We start from the raw sequence: 17,121 nt of genomic DNA on the forward strand, positions 1-17,121 counted from the left end.
AGACCCATTGAACAAAGACACAGATTGTGATGGAATTTACGATGGAGGAGAGGATGCAAATCACAATGGTGAGCGGGAAACCACAGAGACCTCACCGCTGGATGCAGACACAGATGATGATGGGTTGGTGGACAGCAGCGAATACCCAACAAGCCAGGGAGGCACAGGCACCTCACCACTGAATCCAGACACTGATGCTGATGGCTTACCAGATGGTCTTGAGCTCGGTTTAACTTATGGTATGCTCACGCCAGACACGGATGTGAGCCGAGGCAACTTCACTTCAGATGCGGATGAGGGCAAGAGCAGGACACTGCCAAACGATGATGATACAGACAATGACGGAATAAAGGATGGCGAAGAGGACAGTAACCATGATGGGATGGTGAATGAGAACGAAACAGACCCAAATCTAGCTGATACAGATGGAGATGGGTTGAGCGACAAGGAAGAGATAGAGAGATACAAAACAGAGCCGTTGTGCAGAGACAGTGATAGCGACGGGCTCACAGACGGCACAGAAGTAAAAAGGACAGAGCAGGCAGGAATCCCATACAACCGCCCAGCAACGGACCCGCTTTCCAACGACACAGACAATGACAATCTGACAGACTACGCAGAATTGCGTGGCTGGGACTACACAGTGATATGGCAGAAGACAAAAGAGAAGAAAGGGACATACCATACCTACTCAGACCCAACAAAGAATGATACGGACAACGATGGCTTGCTTGACTTTGACGAATTCCTGAATCACAGCGACCCATGGCTTGCAGACACAGATGGTGATGGAATCCTAGACCTTTACGAAAACGCAACAGAGCAGTGGCAGATAGAGGGCAGAGACCCATGGATTAACGGGAGCATAGAAGCAAATGTAGTCACGGAAGTAACAATCAAGGACTGCATTCCAACGCCGAAGGTCTGGCTAACTGTTTCGTTCAAAGCCGAGGATAATGCAGGGCTTTCCACAATCACTGTGACACCACAGGGACTAGGAAGCCACACGACAAATTGCAGTGGGGCCTTAACCTACGAATACAGCCACAAATGGGAAGTGCCAATACTGTCGTGGAACACCTGGGTTTCTGGCTACGATGTAGCAATCAGCATCGCGGACATAAACGGCAACGGCTGTAATGCCACAGCCCACGCAGATGGTGCTGCAGAAGGACTGATTAAACTCATTCTAACAGCGCTTGTTTCATTTGTAGAGGAAGTGAAGTCGTTAGCAAGCGAGGCAATAAACTGGATATGGGAGCAGATAAACGGTTTACTGAACACAGCCCTACAACCAATCTATGAAGGGATAGAGTTGTTTGTGAAAGGGAACTACAGAGAACTGGCAAAACTGTTCGTGAAGAAAGGACAGGTATTGCTCTCTTACAGCAAAGAGGATGTCCAGAGTATGGCTGTAAATTATATCCAGCAATATGTAGGTAACATATACCTAAGAATTCTTGAAATAATTTACACAGTGAGCAATGTGATTGCAAGTATCGCTACTGCGTTTACAACAATAGTAAATGCGATAGTGGACACGGTAATAACATACTGTAAGAATATGATAGTGAGTGCGATATGTGGAGTCATACCCGCAGGATTTGAGTGGGTAAAGGGAATTGTAGAAGTGGCATTGAGAGGAGAATACGCGCAGATACCTGGAATGATAATTACACAATTGAGAGCAGAAATAATGAAGATGATAGGCGTTTTGAAAGAATACACAAGAACAGCAATGGAGAAGGTAGGAACCGCAATAAGTGACATAGAAGGATATATTGAAGGGATAATGGATTTAGTTATCCAGCTTCTATCAAAGCCGCAGACCTCTCTATTTGCCCTGCTTGGAAGTGATAACGGAGGTTTGGGAGCATTAGAGAAGATTCCATTTCTCGCTCAGGGCAAGGCATTTGCGAGTTCGGTTGGAGGAATCGTGCTAGCAGTTAATGGAATGAAGCGGGACTGGAAAGTGCTATTGTATCAGTATTCTGGCATAATAATGGCAATTGTGATGGACTTTGTGAAGAAGTATCTGCCAGGTATTCCGCAACTACCTCCAAATCCCACAGAAGAAGAGGTCAATCATGTGAAAGAAATCATAAGAGAAAAAATGAGTGAGATTATTCGAAAAATTTCTAACGAGTGTGCAGATAGGCTAACCACGCTTTTAGACACAGGTATCAACCTGATTTACGAAACGATAGTGAAAGCGGTTGCAGGGATTGAATTCTACAAGAAAGATGTGGTGATGGAGAAGGTGAGGTGTTTTGTAAAAGAGAGAATTAGGGGTGTTTTGGTAGATGGGTTGTATAATGGTCTTAAAGTATTTGCGACAATCCCAGAGAGCAATGCACCATTAACTATAAGGCCAGAGAACATACTTGTTGGAATTGTGGAGAACATTTCAAAATCTGTTATGGACTATCTCACTAGTGCTACCAACAACATAATAACAGAGTTGAAAGAATACATAGGAAATGTGATAAACGAAGTAATGGAAGGATTAGAAAATGCAATCAATGGACAACTTCAAACAGCCCAGATGATAATTAATGATGTAAAAGAAAAGATAGAGAATGTGAAAGAGCAGATAAAGAATGCATTGAAGGTTGCGACTGAGATAATAAAGGACCCTGTGAAAGCAGGTAAAGAAATTTTGATAGAGTTGTTGCGACCATATCTTCCACCAGTATTTCTGAAAATTTTAGTTGTAATAAGTGATTTATATGCAGTGTTTTCGTCGGGGATGGCCCTGGCGAAGTACATCAAGAATATGGGCTCAGCGAACATAATCCTGAAAGGGATTGGTATAGCTACCACAAGTGCATCTTTGATTATGACAATTTCTCAGACATATAATGATATAGCCCATATTTGTGTGGAGGAGGGAATATGAAAATGGTAAAGACACTTGTGATAATAGGAGTAGCCATTTCTTTAATTATTGTTCACAATGCGTGTGGGAGTTACATTAAAGAGAATATTCCATCGTTCTCAGTGCGTGAGATAAATATGCCAGCAATAACTACATCAGATATGATAGAAATTGCCGATGTCAGAAGTATATGGCCTGGTAACGAAATAGTGAGTACAGGATTAGGACTCGGTGTGGTTTGTTATTATGGGTCAGGAGATAGTTGGAATAATGAAACTCTTTGGCGCAGACCGTACGATCTAGATTACACACCGAAATTGGCAGTGGGAGACATAGACCCAGACATAGAAGGAAATGAGATAGTAGAAGGGCTCTATCAATTGTATCTCATTACTTATGATAATACTACAGGTAATTGGACAGGAATAATGCTATGGGACACATACAACGAGACAGGTGGAAGCTTAGTGCATGCAATTAAGATAGCGGATTTTGACCCATTACATACAGGTAATGAACTAATAGTTCATGGAGGAAATGAGTTGAGGGAATATTATAAGGTAGAGAATGGGACATGGATAAACAAGACATTGGTTGCAGGAGAGGTCTCGATAGAACTGGATGTAGGAGATGTGACACCACTTTATCCTGGGAATGAAATTGTGTGTTTTACAACGAACAATCTAACGATTCTGGGTTGGAACACAAGTAGCAGTTGGTGGGACAGTATAAAGGTGATAATAGTAGAGGATGCGATGTGGTGGGATGATGGGTTATGTACTGCAGGTAGAGTGGGCGAACTTAACACAAGCAACGAGAACCTGGAGATTGTATGTGGGGAAAAGGGTTCAAGAATCCTTATAACGGTATGGTGGGATGGTACGAATTTTGAACGAAAAGTAATATATGGATTAGGGATAGGAACAGGTGAAGGGTTGGAATTCTCCACCATAGCGATAGGTGACTGTTGGAGTGGGCATGCAGGTAATGAAATTCTGGCAGGAACATACTGGGGCGACCCGTCAAGGATAGTACTCCTATGGGAAGATGAAGGAATTTGGAAAAATTCAATAGTGTTTTATTGTCCACAATATCAGGACCCACATGATATTGAGATAGGTGAATTTGATACCCTCCATCCTATGAATGAGATTGCAGTTGGAACTGGGATATTATTTGAGATATATGAAAATACAAATGTGACAGAGAGCATGTTGTTAGAACAAATTTATGCAACTATAGTACCAATGCTGTGTGTGGTAATTGGGGTGTTAGCAAGTGGAAGGGCAAAAAAACATAGTTGACTATTATAGTTTGGGACTTTCTCTTTTTATTCTTGACATGTTTTCCTGTGTGAGCAATGTAATAGCAAGCATAGCCAGTGCGTTTACAACGCTTGTAAGTACACTTGTGGACACAGTGATAAAATTCTGCAAGGACATGATAGTGAATGCAATCTGCAGTGTGTTGCCGGCAGGCTTAGAATGGGTAAAGAAAATAGTGGATGTAGCATTGAAAGGGGAGTATGCAGAGATACCCAACCTGATAATGGCACAGCTCAAAGCGGAAATAAAGAAGATGCTGGGAATAGTGAAAGAGTATGTAAGAGATGCGATGGAGAAAGCAAAGAGCGCAATAGCCAATATAGAGGCATATGTGAATGCGATAATTGAGCTAATCACCGAGTTTCTGGCAGACCCAAAAGGCTCGCTATATGCCCTTCTGTGTGGCGAGAAAGGGTTAGGCGGTGAACTGGAAAAGAATCCGTTCATTGCCCAGGGCAAGGCATTCGCTACATCTGTAGGCGGAATAGTGAATGCAGTTTACGGCATGAAAAGGGACTGGAAAGCGTTGCTGATGAACTACTCAGGCATAATCATGAGCATTGTGCTGGACTTCGTCAAGAAGTATTTGCCACTTCAGTTGCCACCAAACCCAACGGAGAAAGACATAAAAGACGCAATATTTTACAAAATGACTGAAATTGTGGGTGAAATCTCCCAAACAATTTCTGTAGAACTCATAAAGATGTTAGATAGTGGAATAACCACAATCTATGAGAGTGTTGAAAAAGCACTGAAAGACATAGATTTTTACAAGAAAGATGTTGTGATGGGAAAAGTGAGGGAGTTTTTGAAGGAGAAAGTGAGAACTGCACTTGAGAATGCACTAATGGAGGGATTAAGAATATTTGCCAAGTCACCAGACCCGCAGAATAACCCAAGGCCAGAGAACATACTAATACACATTGTGAGTAAGATAAAGACAGAAATTCAATCATTGGTAAACAAGATTATTCTAGACCTGAAAAATGCTATCAAAAATTACATTCAGGAACTCTGGTCTCAAGCCGAAAATACGGTAAATCAGCAACTCCAGGAGTTACAAGAAATATTGAACCAAATATATGCAAAGATAGAATTGGCAGAACAGATGATAAAACAGGCAATAGCAACTGCAACAAAAATCCTTGAGGACCCAGTAGGTGCAGGCAAAGAGATTCTGTTTAGTGTCCTAAAGCCCTGGATACCGCCAATTTTCCTAAAGGTCCTGGTTGTTATCAGCGACCTCTACTCAGTGTTTTCCTCAGCAATGGCACTGGTAAAATACATCAAGAACATGGGCTGTGCCAACATTATTTTGAAAGGTATTGGCATAGGCACAACCAGTGCTGCACTCGTAATGGCAATCTACCAAACATGTACGGACATCAATGAAATTGTGAAGGAGGCAGAAGTATGAAAGGATATAGGCTCTTGATATTTTTTGTTTTTTCATTAATCTTTTTTGGAAATATTTGGTGTACATCAACCGGTGGATTTCGCCAATCTAACACTACATTTGGCTACAGAGAGCTCCCAACAAACCTCACTGGGACAATAACAAATTCTGTGGAAATTAACGAGGTAGACAAAAGCTGGCCAAATAACGAGGTAATCTTCAATGGGTGGGGGTATAACATTTCATATGAGTATGGAGAGGGAGAAATATGGTATTGGGATGTAATATGGAACAGGAGCTATGATGTCTGGTACATTCCAGCCTTAGCAGTTGGCGATTTAGACCCAGATGTTGAAGGCGTGGAAGTTGTAGATGGACTGTATCAATTATTTGTGATAAGCTACAACAACACAACCCAGAGTTGGAATGCAACGATGATATGGGACCCGTGGGCAGAGCAGCAAGCTACAGTAAGAACAGTGAAAATAGGTGATTTTGATCCAAGGCATAGTGGAAATGAACTATTTTGTTGTACATACGGGGGGTTGATAAGAGAGTTCTATAAGGCAGAAAACGGTACATGGATGATGGAAGTGATAGATGATACCCATACAGGAAAAGCATATGAAGAATGTGATATAGGAGATTTTGACCCGAGATTTGAAGGCAATGAGTGTGTTGTGTTTACTGAAGAAAACTTAACAATGTATGCATGGAATGGTAGTGGATGGTATTGGGAAGAATTCGGCCTGGTAGAGAATCTTCCCATACACATAACCTCAGGCAGGATAGGAGATATTATTACATGGAATAACGAAAGTGAGATTGTATGTGGTGATTATGCTGGCAGTCTATGGATAATATGGTGGAATAACACTAGTTTTGAGAGGGAGGAAATAAGAATTAACTCCTCTCTGGCAGATATCCTAGCTGTGACCATTGGTGACTGCTGGAGTGGACATGAAGGGAACGAGATTGTAGCTGGTGCCTATGAAGAGTGTTATTTGGTATGGGAAGAGAACGGAACATGGAAGAAGGAGTTGATATTCAAGGCATCCAAGTACAATTATATCACAGATTTGGAAATTGGAGAGTTTGATACATTACATCCTGGTAATGAGATTGCTGTAGCTTGTGGTGGTGATTTGTTTGAGCTCTACGAAGAAATCCCAGTAAGAGAAAGTTCTGGATACTGGTCGGGATATATTGTATTGCTGATTTGTCCAGTTGTTGTAGTATGGAAATGGAGAGAAAACAAAGGAGCACAAATTACACAGAAATGGATAGAGAGAGAAAAAAGCCATATCTTGCGTTATTAGCATCTGTTCGAGGCAATTATGAGGGGCAAATATCTTTATGCGGCCAAAATACTATCAGAGGTTCTGTTAGCTCACATCAGAGAAACCCTAGACTACAGAGCGTGTTCCAACCTGGACAGTGATTTTGATGGGTTGAGCAACCATGTTGAGGTGTTGCTTGGCACTAACCTAAACGATGCGGACACAGACGATGATGGCTTGAGTGATGCGATAGAGGGAGCGAAGCGTCCTGAGTTACACAGTGCACATTGCCCGAACATATGATGCTCTTGGTCCGATTGATTCAGTAATCATCATTCATTTTTCACCAAATTTTTATAACTCCATGTGTTCCTCTGCCGTGAGGCGGTGCAATGCATCCTGAAATAAACCCCGACTACTGCAAGGGTTGTCATCTCTGCATTCATGTCTGTCCCAGAAAGGTCTATTCTAAGAGTGAAAAAATATCGAAGCGAGGTGCTGTGCTGCCAAATGTTGAGCATCCTGATAAATGCGTTAATGCAAAGAAGAAAAAGGGCGAGGAACTTTCTTGCGAACTCTGTGTGCTTTCCTGCCCAGACCAAGCAATAAAATTCTTGGAGGATTAATATGCGTGAATTCCTGCTTGGAAATGAGGCCTGTGTTCGTGCTGCAATTGCTGCAGGTTGTAAATTCTATGCGGGCTATCCAATCACACCATCAACTGAAATTGCTGAAGCAATGGCAAGGGAGTTACCGAAAGCAGGTGGAACCTTCATACAGATGGAGGATGAAATCGCAAGTATTTCAGCTTGCATTGGGGCTTCATGGGCAGGATTGAAGGCAATGAGTGCTACTTCTGGGCCAGGTTTCAGTTTGATGCAGGAAGGCATTGGCTATGCTGTGATGACTGAGACACCTTTGGTTATAGTAAACTGCATGAGAGGAGGGCCCTCCACTGGACAACCCACAAAGCCAGCTCAAGGCGATGTGATGCAGGCAAAATACGGTAGCCACGGCGATTACGAAATAATTGCACTCTCTCCTGCCTCAGTCCAGGAAATGTTTGATTTAACCATTGAGGCCTTTAACCTCTCAGAACAATACCGCACGCCTGTTATCCTGCTCGCAGACGGAGAAATTGCACACATGCGAGAGCCAGTTAATGTTAGAGAAGAAATCAAACTTATTCAGAGGAAATTGGCTAAGCCCGGAATTGTTAAGGAGGTCTGGAAGGCAGAAGAAGATGGAATTGTGCCTTTCCCTGTGTTTGGTAGAGGACACAGGGTTTACATCTCAGGCACCACATCTGACATCTATGGCTATCCCTCTACAGTGAAACCGGAGGTGCATGAGGCAGTGGTGCGAAGAATCTGTGATAAGATTCGGAAAAATGCATCTAGAATCTGGAAATATGAGGTTTACAACGCTGATGCAAAAAAGATTCTTTTTGCATATGGATTGCCTGCAAGAGCTGCACTTGCGGTGGCAAAGAAACATGGGAATTTAGGCGTGTTTCGACCAATAACTCTCTGGCCATTCCCAGAAAGGCCTCTTGGAGAAGTGGTGAAAGGCAAGGAAGTTTATGTGCTTGAGATGAATTATGGAAAGATGGTTGCAGAGGTAGAAAGAGCGGCTTATAAAGCGGGTGCGAAAAATGTGGAATTTCTACCAAAGCTGGGTGGTGAGATTCACAGTGTAGAAGAAGTGGAAAAATTCGTGGGGGTGAGATAGAATGGAGATTGAAGAATTTTTCCGCATGGACCGCTGGCCCAACAGTTATTGTCCTGGTTGCGGCAATGGAATTGTGATGAACTGCATGCACAGAGCGATGCGGGACATGGTGAATCTAGATAGGTTGGTTATGGTTGGGGGAATTGGTTGCTCTGCAAGAATAGACGGCTATGTGTTTTCAGATGCAATCCATACCACGCATGGAAGAGCAATCGCATTTGCTACAGGGATAAAACTTGGGAATCCGGAGCTTGATGTGATTGTGATTGGTGGTGATGGAGACATTGGAGCCATTGGTGGTAATCACTTGATAAATGCAGCAAGAAGGAACATGGACCTGCTTGTGATTTGTGTAAATAACTGGATATACGGGATGACCGGTGGACAGATATCACCAGCATCCCCACATGAGTGCATGAGCACCACAACACCCCTTGGTAACCCAGAATACTCTTTTGAGTTTGTGAAGTTAGTGGCAGAATGCGGAGCTAATTATGCTGCTAGATGGAGCATTACCCATCCATTCCAGTTGGTGAACTGTCTGAAAACCGCATTTCAGAAAAAAGGCTTCAGATTTGTGGAAGTGCTCTCCATCTGTCCTACTGGCTTCGGAAGAAACAACAAGATTAATGAGCCAGCTGAACTTTACAAATTCCTCAAAGAAAAAACTTACATAATGAAGGATGAGAATAGAATTGCGGTCAATCTGGATGGTAAATTCCCGCTCGGGGAGTTTGCCAACATAGATAGAGAAAGCTACATTGAAAGCTTGAAAAAAATAAGGGGGTAAGAAAAATGGTAAAACTACCAGAATATGTGGGTAAGGAGATTTTCAAGAAATACGGAATACCGGTGCCAGATGGTAAAGTGTTTCGCAGGGGCGACAAAATCGAATGGCAGACATTTCCAGTGTGCGTGAAAGCCCAAGTACTTGCGGGTAAGAGAGGTAAGGCAGGAGCAATAAAATTCGCATCAAACATGCAGGAGCTGGAACTTGCTGCAGCAGAGATACTGACTATGAAAGTCGGAGGTTATTCTGTGGGCGAGGTGCTAGTTGAAGAAAAGCTCAACATTCTGAAGGAGTACTATCTGAGTATAACCTTAGACAGGGATTCTCGCTGTCCTGTTCTGCTAGCCAGTGCAAGTGGAGGCATGGATATAGAGGAGGTCCCAGATTCTGAAATACATAAAATTAAAATTCCTCCGTTTATCGGTATCCAGCCATACATGCTCAGAGAAATTGCAGCAAAACTGGGCTTGGATAAGGATTTAGCGAAGGCAATAGGCAATATAATTCGCCAGATGTATCAGATTTTTGTATGTGAGGATGCAGAGCTTGTGGAAATAAATCCGCTTGTGGATGTGGGTGCAAAACTTGTTGCTGCGGATGCGAAGGTGATAATAGAGGATGATGCCATGTTTAGACATCCAGAATACAAGAGTGTGCCCCAGGAATTTACAGAACTTGAGAGAAGGGCAAGAGAGAAGGACATTTCGTTTATCCAGCTTGACGGAGACATTGGCATAATTGCGAATGGTGCTGGGCTAACAATGGCTACACTGGATGCAATCACATACTATGGTGGTAAACCAGCTGTATTTCTCGACCTTGGAGGCACGGATGATGTGGAAAAGGTGAAGGAAGCGTTCAAGCTCGTGCTAGAGGTGAAGCCAAAGGCCGTGCTTGTTAACATTTTTGGCGGTGTGACAAAATGCGACACTGTGGCAAAAGGCATCGTAGAGGTTTTAGGCCAGAATCCACAGATGCGGATTGCAGCAAGGATAAAGGGATTTAACGAGGAAGAGGCAAGGCAGATATTTGCAAATGCAGGTATAAAAGGTGTAAAAACCCTTGATGAGGCAGCAAGATTTGTGTGTGAAGGAGGTGCGTGAAAATGAGCATCATCGTGGATGAAAACACAAAGGTTTTGATACAGGGTATCACAGGGCACCAGGGCACATTTCACAGCAGGGCAATGCGAGCTTTTGGTACAAAGGTTGTGGGTGGAGTAACACCAGGTAAAGGGGGCACAGAGGTTGAAGGAGTGCCTGTGTTTAACACAGTTAAGGATTGTGTGGAAAAAACAGGGGCAAATGCTTCAGTGATTTTTGTGCCAGCACCTTTTGCCAAGGACGCTTGTTACGAAGCCATAGATGCAGGAATAAAGGTACTGGTTGTGATTACAGAGCACATTCCTTTCCATGACACAATGGAAGTGGTGCATTATTGCAAGTACAAAGGCGTGACTTTGATTGGACCGAACACACCTGGCATCACCTCTGTGGGAAAAACCAAGCTGGGAATAATGCCCAACAATGTGTTTTTGAAAGGAGACACTGGCGTTGTTTCAAGGAGTGGGACGCTCACCTACGAAATTGTCAATGCGCTCACGGAGGAGGGCATAGGTCAGACCACATGCGTTGGCATTGGCGGAGACCCTGTTAACGGAATGAACTTTGTTGAGATTCTGGAGCTCTTTGAGAAGGACCCGGAGACAAAACGGATTGTGCTTGTTGGTGAGATAGGAGGTATGGCCGAGGAGATTGCTGCCGACTACATTAAGAAGCATGTGACAAAGCCAGTGTATGCCTACATCGCAGGGCGTTCTGCACCACCAGGCAAAAGAATGGGGCATGCAGGTGCAATTATCCAGAGGGGCAGAGGTACTGCCGACTCAAAGGTGCGGACATTGGAGGCAGCAGGTGTCAAAGTCGCAAAAATACCTGCGGATGTGGCAAAGTTGATGAAAGAAGGGTAAATGCGAAGCAGGACATATTCCCAGTGGAAATAAAAACCATTTTATATCAACTCTTTTTTTCCTATTTATGAGCATCATCGCATTTATGGTCCAATACATCTTATCTATCATTGTTAGTATCGGTTACCTCGGCATCTTTGTGCTGATGGCTTTGGAGAGTGCGTGCATCCCAATCCCTTCTGAGGTAATCATGCCGTTTGCCGGCTTTGCTTCTTCTCCAGTGTATCCGGGCAGCAAATTTAACATCTACATTGTAAGTTTGGCAGGTGCACTTGGCAATCTTGTTGGTTCCTTAGCGGCATACTATTTTGGTTACTATGTGGGGAGAGCAGGAGTGCTTAGATATGGTAAGTATTTTTTGCTTACGGAGAAGCATTTGAGAAAGGCAGAAGTGTGGTTTGAGAAGCATGGCGATAAGGCAGTTTTCATCGGACGCTTGCTACCCGTGATAAGAACTTTCATCTCGCTCCCTGCAGGCATCGCAAAAATGAACATCTGGAAATTCTCAATTTATTCTTTTGTGGGTTCAATTCCTTGGTGCATGGCCCTTGCTTACCTTGGCTACATACTGGGTGAAAACTACACATTGATAATTGAATATGGTTCAATTTTGGACTATGTGATGATCATTTGTATTGTAATACTTGCCATTTACTTCTTCAGAAGATTTTACAAGGAGAAACAACTAGGTAAGAAATGAATGAATCTTGTAGTTTCCAGTGTTTACCTCATAGTAGACCACGCAAGCAGGCATCGGAGTGATATTTGACTGTTTCTGAAATTCCGTCTGGGATTGCCAGGTTGATGCGTTTACCAATAGCGTCCCTCTATATCTCTCTACTCCAGATGTGTGCACATGCCCAGCAACGAATATGTCTGGCACATCATGAATTACGAGGGCATCGTAAGGCAGTGGTGCCATTGGTGTTTTACTTCCGTAGGTTGGTGCTAAATGTCTCAGTTTTAACAATTCCCTCATTAATGTCGTGGGCTTTGAGTATGTAAGATAGGAAGGTGCCTGCTCTACAAGATCGTCAAAGCTTCTACCATGATAGATAAGAATTTTCAGCCCAGCTATCTTTATGTAAGCAGGGTTGCTGTAACAGAACACTCTTTCGCCAAGAATCTCTTGAATGTCTTGCGATAGTGGAGGTTGTGGCTCTGCTTGTCTGACTGCGTCGTGATTGCCTGGAATTACTATAATTCCAATGTGCTCTGGAATATGTGAAAACAACCGCGCTAGTTCTCTATATTGCTCATAAATATCGTCAATTTCCAGTTCCTCCTCTTGATTTGGATAGATGCCTATTCCATCTACAAGGTCACCAGCGACAATAATGTACTTCACTTTTCTAGCTTCATCATCCCCTTCATTGAGCCATTTGGTGAATCTTTCCCATGCAGGATATAGAAATGTCTTGCTTCCCACATGGATATCTGAAATAAACAGGAGGGCAGAGGGTTCACTTGGTCTACGCACCTCTCTACCGATTGTGGGAATGTCGGGTGAGAGAACATCTGAGGCAAAAAATAATTCATCATCGTTTCTCACTGAAAGATTACCTTTGAACGCCATCACAGAATCTTTTATTAGATATCTTGCGTGTTTTTCGGGCACACTAATTCTAATTTTCTCACCCGAGTCATCCTCAACAACTGCCAATATAGCGTTGCCATGCTTGGACCTAGTTGCCTCGTTTACTATTCCAACAATTGTATTCTCTACTCTCTCGGTTGTGGGCCGCATAGCGAGCTTTTTGAGGGTTTTTATTGGAGTGATATGCTTCGTATTTGCATGCACAAATATCTGCTTAATCTTTTTGTATCTGTCTAAAAATAACTTAGCGTACACCTCCGCGGAGGGTCTTGCACACTCATCTTCATTCAATTTAAAAACCATTATTTTTTCTGGCTCAAGTATTTCTGGTTTTCGCTTTAACTCATTCCTTCCTTCTTCAATTTCTTGTTTAGCACATATCTCTTCAATCTCCTTTGCTACAATGACCTCAGATACAATAGAATCCTTTTGAGAGTATGCACCAGTAACACTTTCTATGTCCTCCCAGTTCAAACATTTATCTGAAAATTTCTGGGTGAGCAGTTTCGCAACCTTTAGTGGCTCTACCATTGCCAGAATTTTTTCCAATTCCTCAGCGCCAACCACTAATCCGCTCTCATAGAGAGTTTCCAGAACTTCCCTGCGGGTCGCTTCCTGCTCGACCATGCAGGGGCATTGTTTTGATTGTTAATAAGGTTTTTGCATGGAAGTGCCAGATGTTGAAAAAGACTGCCTGTATGGTTAGAGTTTACTGAGTGAAATAAAAAGTATATTTCAACCAAACTGCATGAAGTATCAACAACCGAAAAAAAAAAAATACTTCTTTTTCTTTCTGTTTTTTACAAAAAGCGAAAGGAGGTAAAAAATGATAAGTGAAATAAAGCTATCCGGACACAACCCACAACCATGTGGTGGCGACTGCTGCCTTGGTTGTGGTGCTTGCCTTGGTGGCTGCAAGGAGTAAACCAACCATATACACTAAAAACTTTTTTCTTTTTTTGTTAACGGAGGCAACGGAACATGTCAAACGCAAAGGTAGAACCCATTTTGGGAATACCGGAAACAACAAAAAAAATTCTAACCGAGCTGGGATTTCATATTTTAGGTCAGTCAGAGCAGTTTGTAGTCGTTTACCATGCTCCTACGGTATCTCTATGGAAAGTGGAGCATGAAGACTGTAAAAATCCTGAGAAACTAATTGAAAACCTTGTAGAAAATATAAAAGGAAGAACATTTGCAATCACACATAAATGGAAAAACTGCAGGTTTACACCTACTGAAAAAATCACATTGCTAATTAGTACAACTTGCAATATGAAATGTAGGTATTGCTATGCAAATGGAAATTTTGGATTGAGAGAAGAGATTATGCTGTCAGAAAAGGCAGTAAACTATATAGAAAAGGTGAGAAAATGTTTCGGAGAAATCAAAATAGTCCAGTTCTTTGGAGGAGAGCCCCTGTTAGGTTTCGCTACAATAAAGGCAGTAATAGAATATCTCAATAATACTTCTTACAATAATGTTCACTATATCGTAAACACCAATGGAACAATTATGAATGAGAATATTGCAAAATATTTATGTGAAAATTTTGCAGAAATATTAATAAGTGTAGATGGGCCTCCACACATCCATGATAAAAACAGAATCTTCAAAAATAATGAGGGAACATGGGAAAAAATTTGCACGAATCTGAAAATACTTCGAAAAGCCAGAGAAGATAGAAAATGTAAGATTATTGCAGAGGCAACGTACACACCAATTGCATTTGAGAACGGTTTCACACCTCTTGATATATTGAAATATCTTACCACCGAGCTTGGGTTTGATGACGCTTATGTGGTACCTGAATGGCACGAAGAAAAGACATTTCGGGAGGATGATAAATTGACCGAAGAATATTTTGATCTGATTCGTTATAGATACAACTCTCTTACCTCAACAGAACTTCTCTCTCACTTCTCACCAGAGAATTGCAAATTTCATTTTTGTACTGCGGGTCTTAGCACTATAACAATCACCCCATCTGGCGATGTTTATCCTTGCTTCTGGTTGATTAATGAAAAGTTTAGGATGGGCAATGTTGATAACGGACCTTTTCCATCGAAGGAGTTTTTTGATATCCAACAACTATTTTTGTCAAACGGAAAGGAATTGAATAAAAAATGTAGCCATTGTCTTCTAGTTAATACTTGCACACAATGTTTAGGAAAAAGATTTGCAAGATTTGGGAATCTCACAGATACCATAAACGAAGAATGTGAGCGTTCAAAAAATATATTTCAGAGTTTTGCTATCTTGTTAGGCAAAGGATGTGAAAAACATGAAAACAACACTGAGGGAAGCATTTAAGTTTGCGATTAGAGAAAGCAAGCCAATTCGCAAGTATCAGATAGGGATAATTGCCATTAGTATTATTAACTCCATACTTACTGTTCTCTTCGCATTATATTTCAAAAAATTTGGTAACGAACTAGATGGTGGAGAGCAACTTACAAATCTCTTTATTACCTTGCTTCTTTTGGGAGCTTGCGTCAGCATCCTCTCATTTGCAAGTGATGTTGGCTTGGATATACTCAAGAAGAAGGCACAGGTTCTGTTTTTTTCTACCCTTTACAGGAAACTCCTTAACAGTGAGAGTGAAGAAATCAAGAAGAGTGCACCGGGGGAATATCTTAGTAAAATACTTTCAGATACCGTTTTTGTAGGGATGTTTGCTGCTGCAATGATACCCGCATTACTTGTAAATATTATAAGAGCCATTACATATTTTATCGCTCTTTTCATTATCAATTCTTATATCGGTATTCTTATACTCCTCCTTCTTCCAATATTGGTTGCGATGTACATATACGAAGGAAAACTATTTGTTAGGGCATCAATGTCTGAAAGAAAATCGTATGCTGCGTTGACCGAGAGTCTAAGACTCAAGATTGAATCTCTATCTGTTGTTAAAAATTTTGCAGTTGAAGGGGAGATGCTCAACATGCTTGAAAGGGATGGAGAAAAGTGGTACAGGAATGTAAAGAAAGTTCTAATTCTAGATAGGGGTTGGGGTCATACCTACTCTTTTCTTCTCATGGTTCTCCCTATCATTATACTGTACTTCATCCAGTATGTTTCAGTGATCGAGATGGGAACCGCAATTGTGTTTCTCTACCTACTTAACATGGTAATAGAACCACTCATAGTGCTATCCACAGATATTGGTGGTGTTTATCAAGCAATTCCTGCAATCCAAAGAATGCAAGAGATTTTGGGTCTAAAGGACATGGTATCTGGCAATAGGGAAATAGAGAGCGTGAATGAAATAAATCTCGCTAAAGTTTTTTACAGGTATGGCAAGGATAGTGTCCTCAACGGTGTATCTTTAAAAATCAGGCGGGGCGAGCGCATTGCAATTGTGGGAAAATCAGGAAGTGGGAAAAGCACACTCGTAAACATAATAACTGGTATATATACACCGAAAAGTGGTGAATGTTATATCAACAATATTCCAATTAGACAATACAATATCAAACAACTGCGAAAGAAGATAATCCTCTGCACAGCCAATGATGGAATATTCCCAGGCACGGTGCTTGAGAACATCACTTTGTTTGTAGAGGGTTTTAGAAAGGAGGAGATAGAGAGAGTATGGAAAGCAGTCAGTATAAGTAAAGAGTTAGGGTTAAATGAGAGAATTGGTCCCGGGATAAGGGAAATTTCAGATGGGCAGAGGCAAAGAATTTGTGTGGCAAGGGCATTGTTGCGAAAACCTGATGTTCTAATTCTTGATGAAGCACTTTCTGGTGTAGAGCCAAAAGTTGAAGAAAGAATATTGGGGAAGATAAAAGAAGAGGTCCCAACAATTATCGTGATTTCACACAGATTGAGCACAATTTTGCAGATGGATGAAATTTGCGTGATAGAAGATGGAAAAATAGTAGAAATTGGAAAAGCCGATAAAATTAGAGACAGCGAGGCATTCATTAAGTTAATGAAAATGGAAATTGTAAAATGATTAGTTGTATTTGAGCAGCTTACCAAACCTGTGCTGGTTTCAGTATCTGTTCCACATCTCACAGGGGTCATAAAGATTTGGGGTGCTAGTATATAAAGCAGCATGGTTCTATTCACAACTCCTAAACCTTAATTTATTTCTAAGAATTCCCTGAATAAAAACGAAGGAGGATGGGATGCATGACAATCTCC

General features: G+C 41.8%; 14 protein-coding genes. 13 read left to right on the plus strand and 1 reads right to left on the minus strand.

The window, feature by feature from the left end; all coding sequences use genetic code 11:
• The 11 genes from QXD64_08170 to QXD64_08220 all read left to right on the plus strand — a co-directional run.
• On the plus strand, positions 1–2,899 hold a 2,899-nt coding region (locus QXD64_08170), incomplete at its 5' end, for a hypothetical protein (GenBank protein ID MEM3397282.1).
• Positions 2,896–4,182, plus strand: a complete 1,287-nt coding sequence (locus QXD64_08175; protein MEM3397283.1) for a hypothetical protein — start codon at positions 2,896–2,898, stop codon at positions 4,180–4,182. The genes QXD64_08170 and QXD64_08175, both read left to right, overlap by 4 nt.
• Positions 4,157–5,620: a hypothetical protein gene (locus tag QXD64_08180; protein MEM3397284.1), complete on the plus strand. Its 1,464-nt coding sequence runs from the start codon at positions 4,157–4,159 to the stop codon at positions 5,618–5,620. Before QXD64_08175 ends, QXD64_08180 begins: the two co-directional genes overlap by 26 nt.
• Complete coding sequence (locus QXD64_08185) at positions 5,617–6,918, plus strand: hypothetical protein (GenBank protein ID MEM3397285.1); 1,302 nt, start codon at positions 5,617–5,619, stop codon at positions 6,916–6,918. The genes QXD64_08180 and QXD64_08185 overlap by 4 nt, the downstream gene beginning before the upstream one ends.
• An 18-nt stretch (positions 6,919–6,936) precedes the next feature.
• Positions 6,937–7,182 (plus strand): hypothetical protein, encoded by a 246-nt coding sequence (locus QXD64_08190; protein ID MEM3397286.1) that lies wholly within the window; start codon positions 6,937–6,939, stop codon positions 7,180–7,182.
• An 89-nt stretch (positions 7,183–7,271) separates the two neighbouring features.
• Positions 7,272–7,505 (plus strand): ferredoxin family protein, encoded by a 234-nt coding sequence (locus QXD64_08195; GenBank protein MEM3397287.1) that lies wholly within the window; start codon positions 7,272–7,274, stop codon positions 7,503–7,505.
• A 1-nt stretch (position 7,506) separates the two neighbouring features.
• The gene (locus tag QXD64_08200; GenBank protein ID MEM3397288.1) at positions 7,507–8,610 is read left to right on the plus strand and encodes a 2-oxoacid:acceptor oxidoreductase subunit alpha; all 1,104 of its coding nucleotides are present in this window, start codon (positions 7,507–7,509) and stop codon (positions 8,608–8,610) included.
• 1 nt (position 8,611) lies between these two features.
• Positions 8,612–9,400, plus strand: a complete 789-nt coding sequence (locus tag QXD64_08205) for a thiamine pyrophosphate-dependent enzyme (protein MEM3397289.1) — start codon at positions 8,612–8,614, stop codon at positions 9,398–9,400.
• 5 nt (positions 9,401–9,405) lie between these two features.
• Positions 9,406–10,503, plus strand: coding sequence for an ADP-forming succinate--CoA ligase subunit beta (sucC, locus tag QXD64_08210; protein ID MEM3397290.1), 1,098 nt, complete (start codon positions 9,406–9,408; stop codon positions 10,501–10,503).
• Positions 10,504–10,505: 2 nt separating this feature from the next.
• Positions 10,506–11,369, plus strand: a complete 864-nt coding sequence (gene sucD, locus QXD64_08215; protein MEM3397291.1) for a succinate--CoA ligase subunit alpha — start codon at positions 10,506–10,508, stop codon at positions 11,367–11,369.
• A gap of 67 nt (positions 11,370–11,436) precedes the next feature.
• Positions 11,437–12,069 carry a DedA family protein gene (locus QXD64_08220; GenBank protein MEM3397292.1) on the plus strand — a complete coding sequence of 211 codons (633 nt, stop codon included), beginning with the start codon at positions 11,437–11,439 and terminating at the stop codon, positions 12,067–12,069.
• On the opposite strand, the gene QXD64_08225 is transcribed toward QXD64_08220, so the two are convergent.
• On the minus strand, positions 12,055–13,593 hold the full coding sequence (locus tag QXD64_08225) for a DNA-directed DNA polymerase II small subunit (protein MEM3397293.1): 1,539 nt from the start codon (positions 13,591–13,593) through the stop codon (positions 12,055–12,057). The two genes, QXD64_08220 and QXD64_08225, sit on opposite strands and share 15 nt — an antisense overlap.
• A gap of 354 nt (positions 13,594–13,947) precedes the next feature.
• On the opposite strand from QXD64_08225, the gene QXD64_08230 reads away from it, so the two are divergent.
• Positions 13,948–15,279 (plus strand): radical SAM protein, encoded by a 1,332-nt coding sequence (locus QXD64_08230; protein ID MEM3397294.1) that lies wholly within the window; start codon positions 13,948–13,950, stop codon positions 15,277–15,279.
• Positions 15,251–16,930, plus strand: coding sequence for an ABC transporter ATP-binding protein (locus tag QXD64_08235; GenBank protein ID MEM3397295.1), 1,680 nt, complete (start codon positions 15,251–15,253; stop codon positions 16,928–16,930). The genes QXD64_08230 and QXD64_08235 overlap by 29 nt, the downstream gene beginning before the upstream one ends.
• The last annotated feature ends 191 nt before the right edge of the window (positions 16,931–17,121 follow it).

The sequence above is a fragment of the Thermoplasmata archaeon genome, assembly GCA_038874435.1.
In the GTDB taxonomy this organism is placed as follows: domain Archaea; phylum Thermoplasmatota; class Thermoplasmata; order Lutacidiplasmatales; family SKW197; genus SKW197.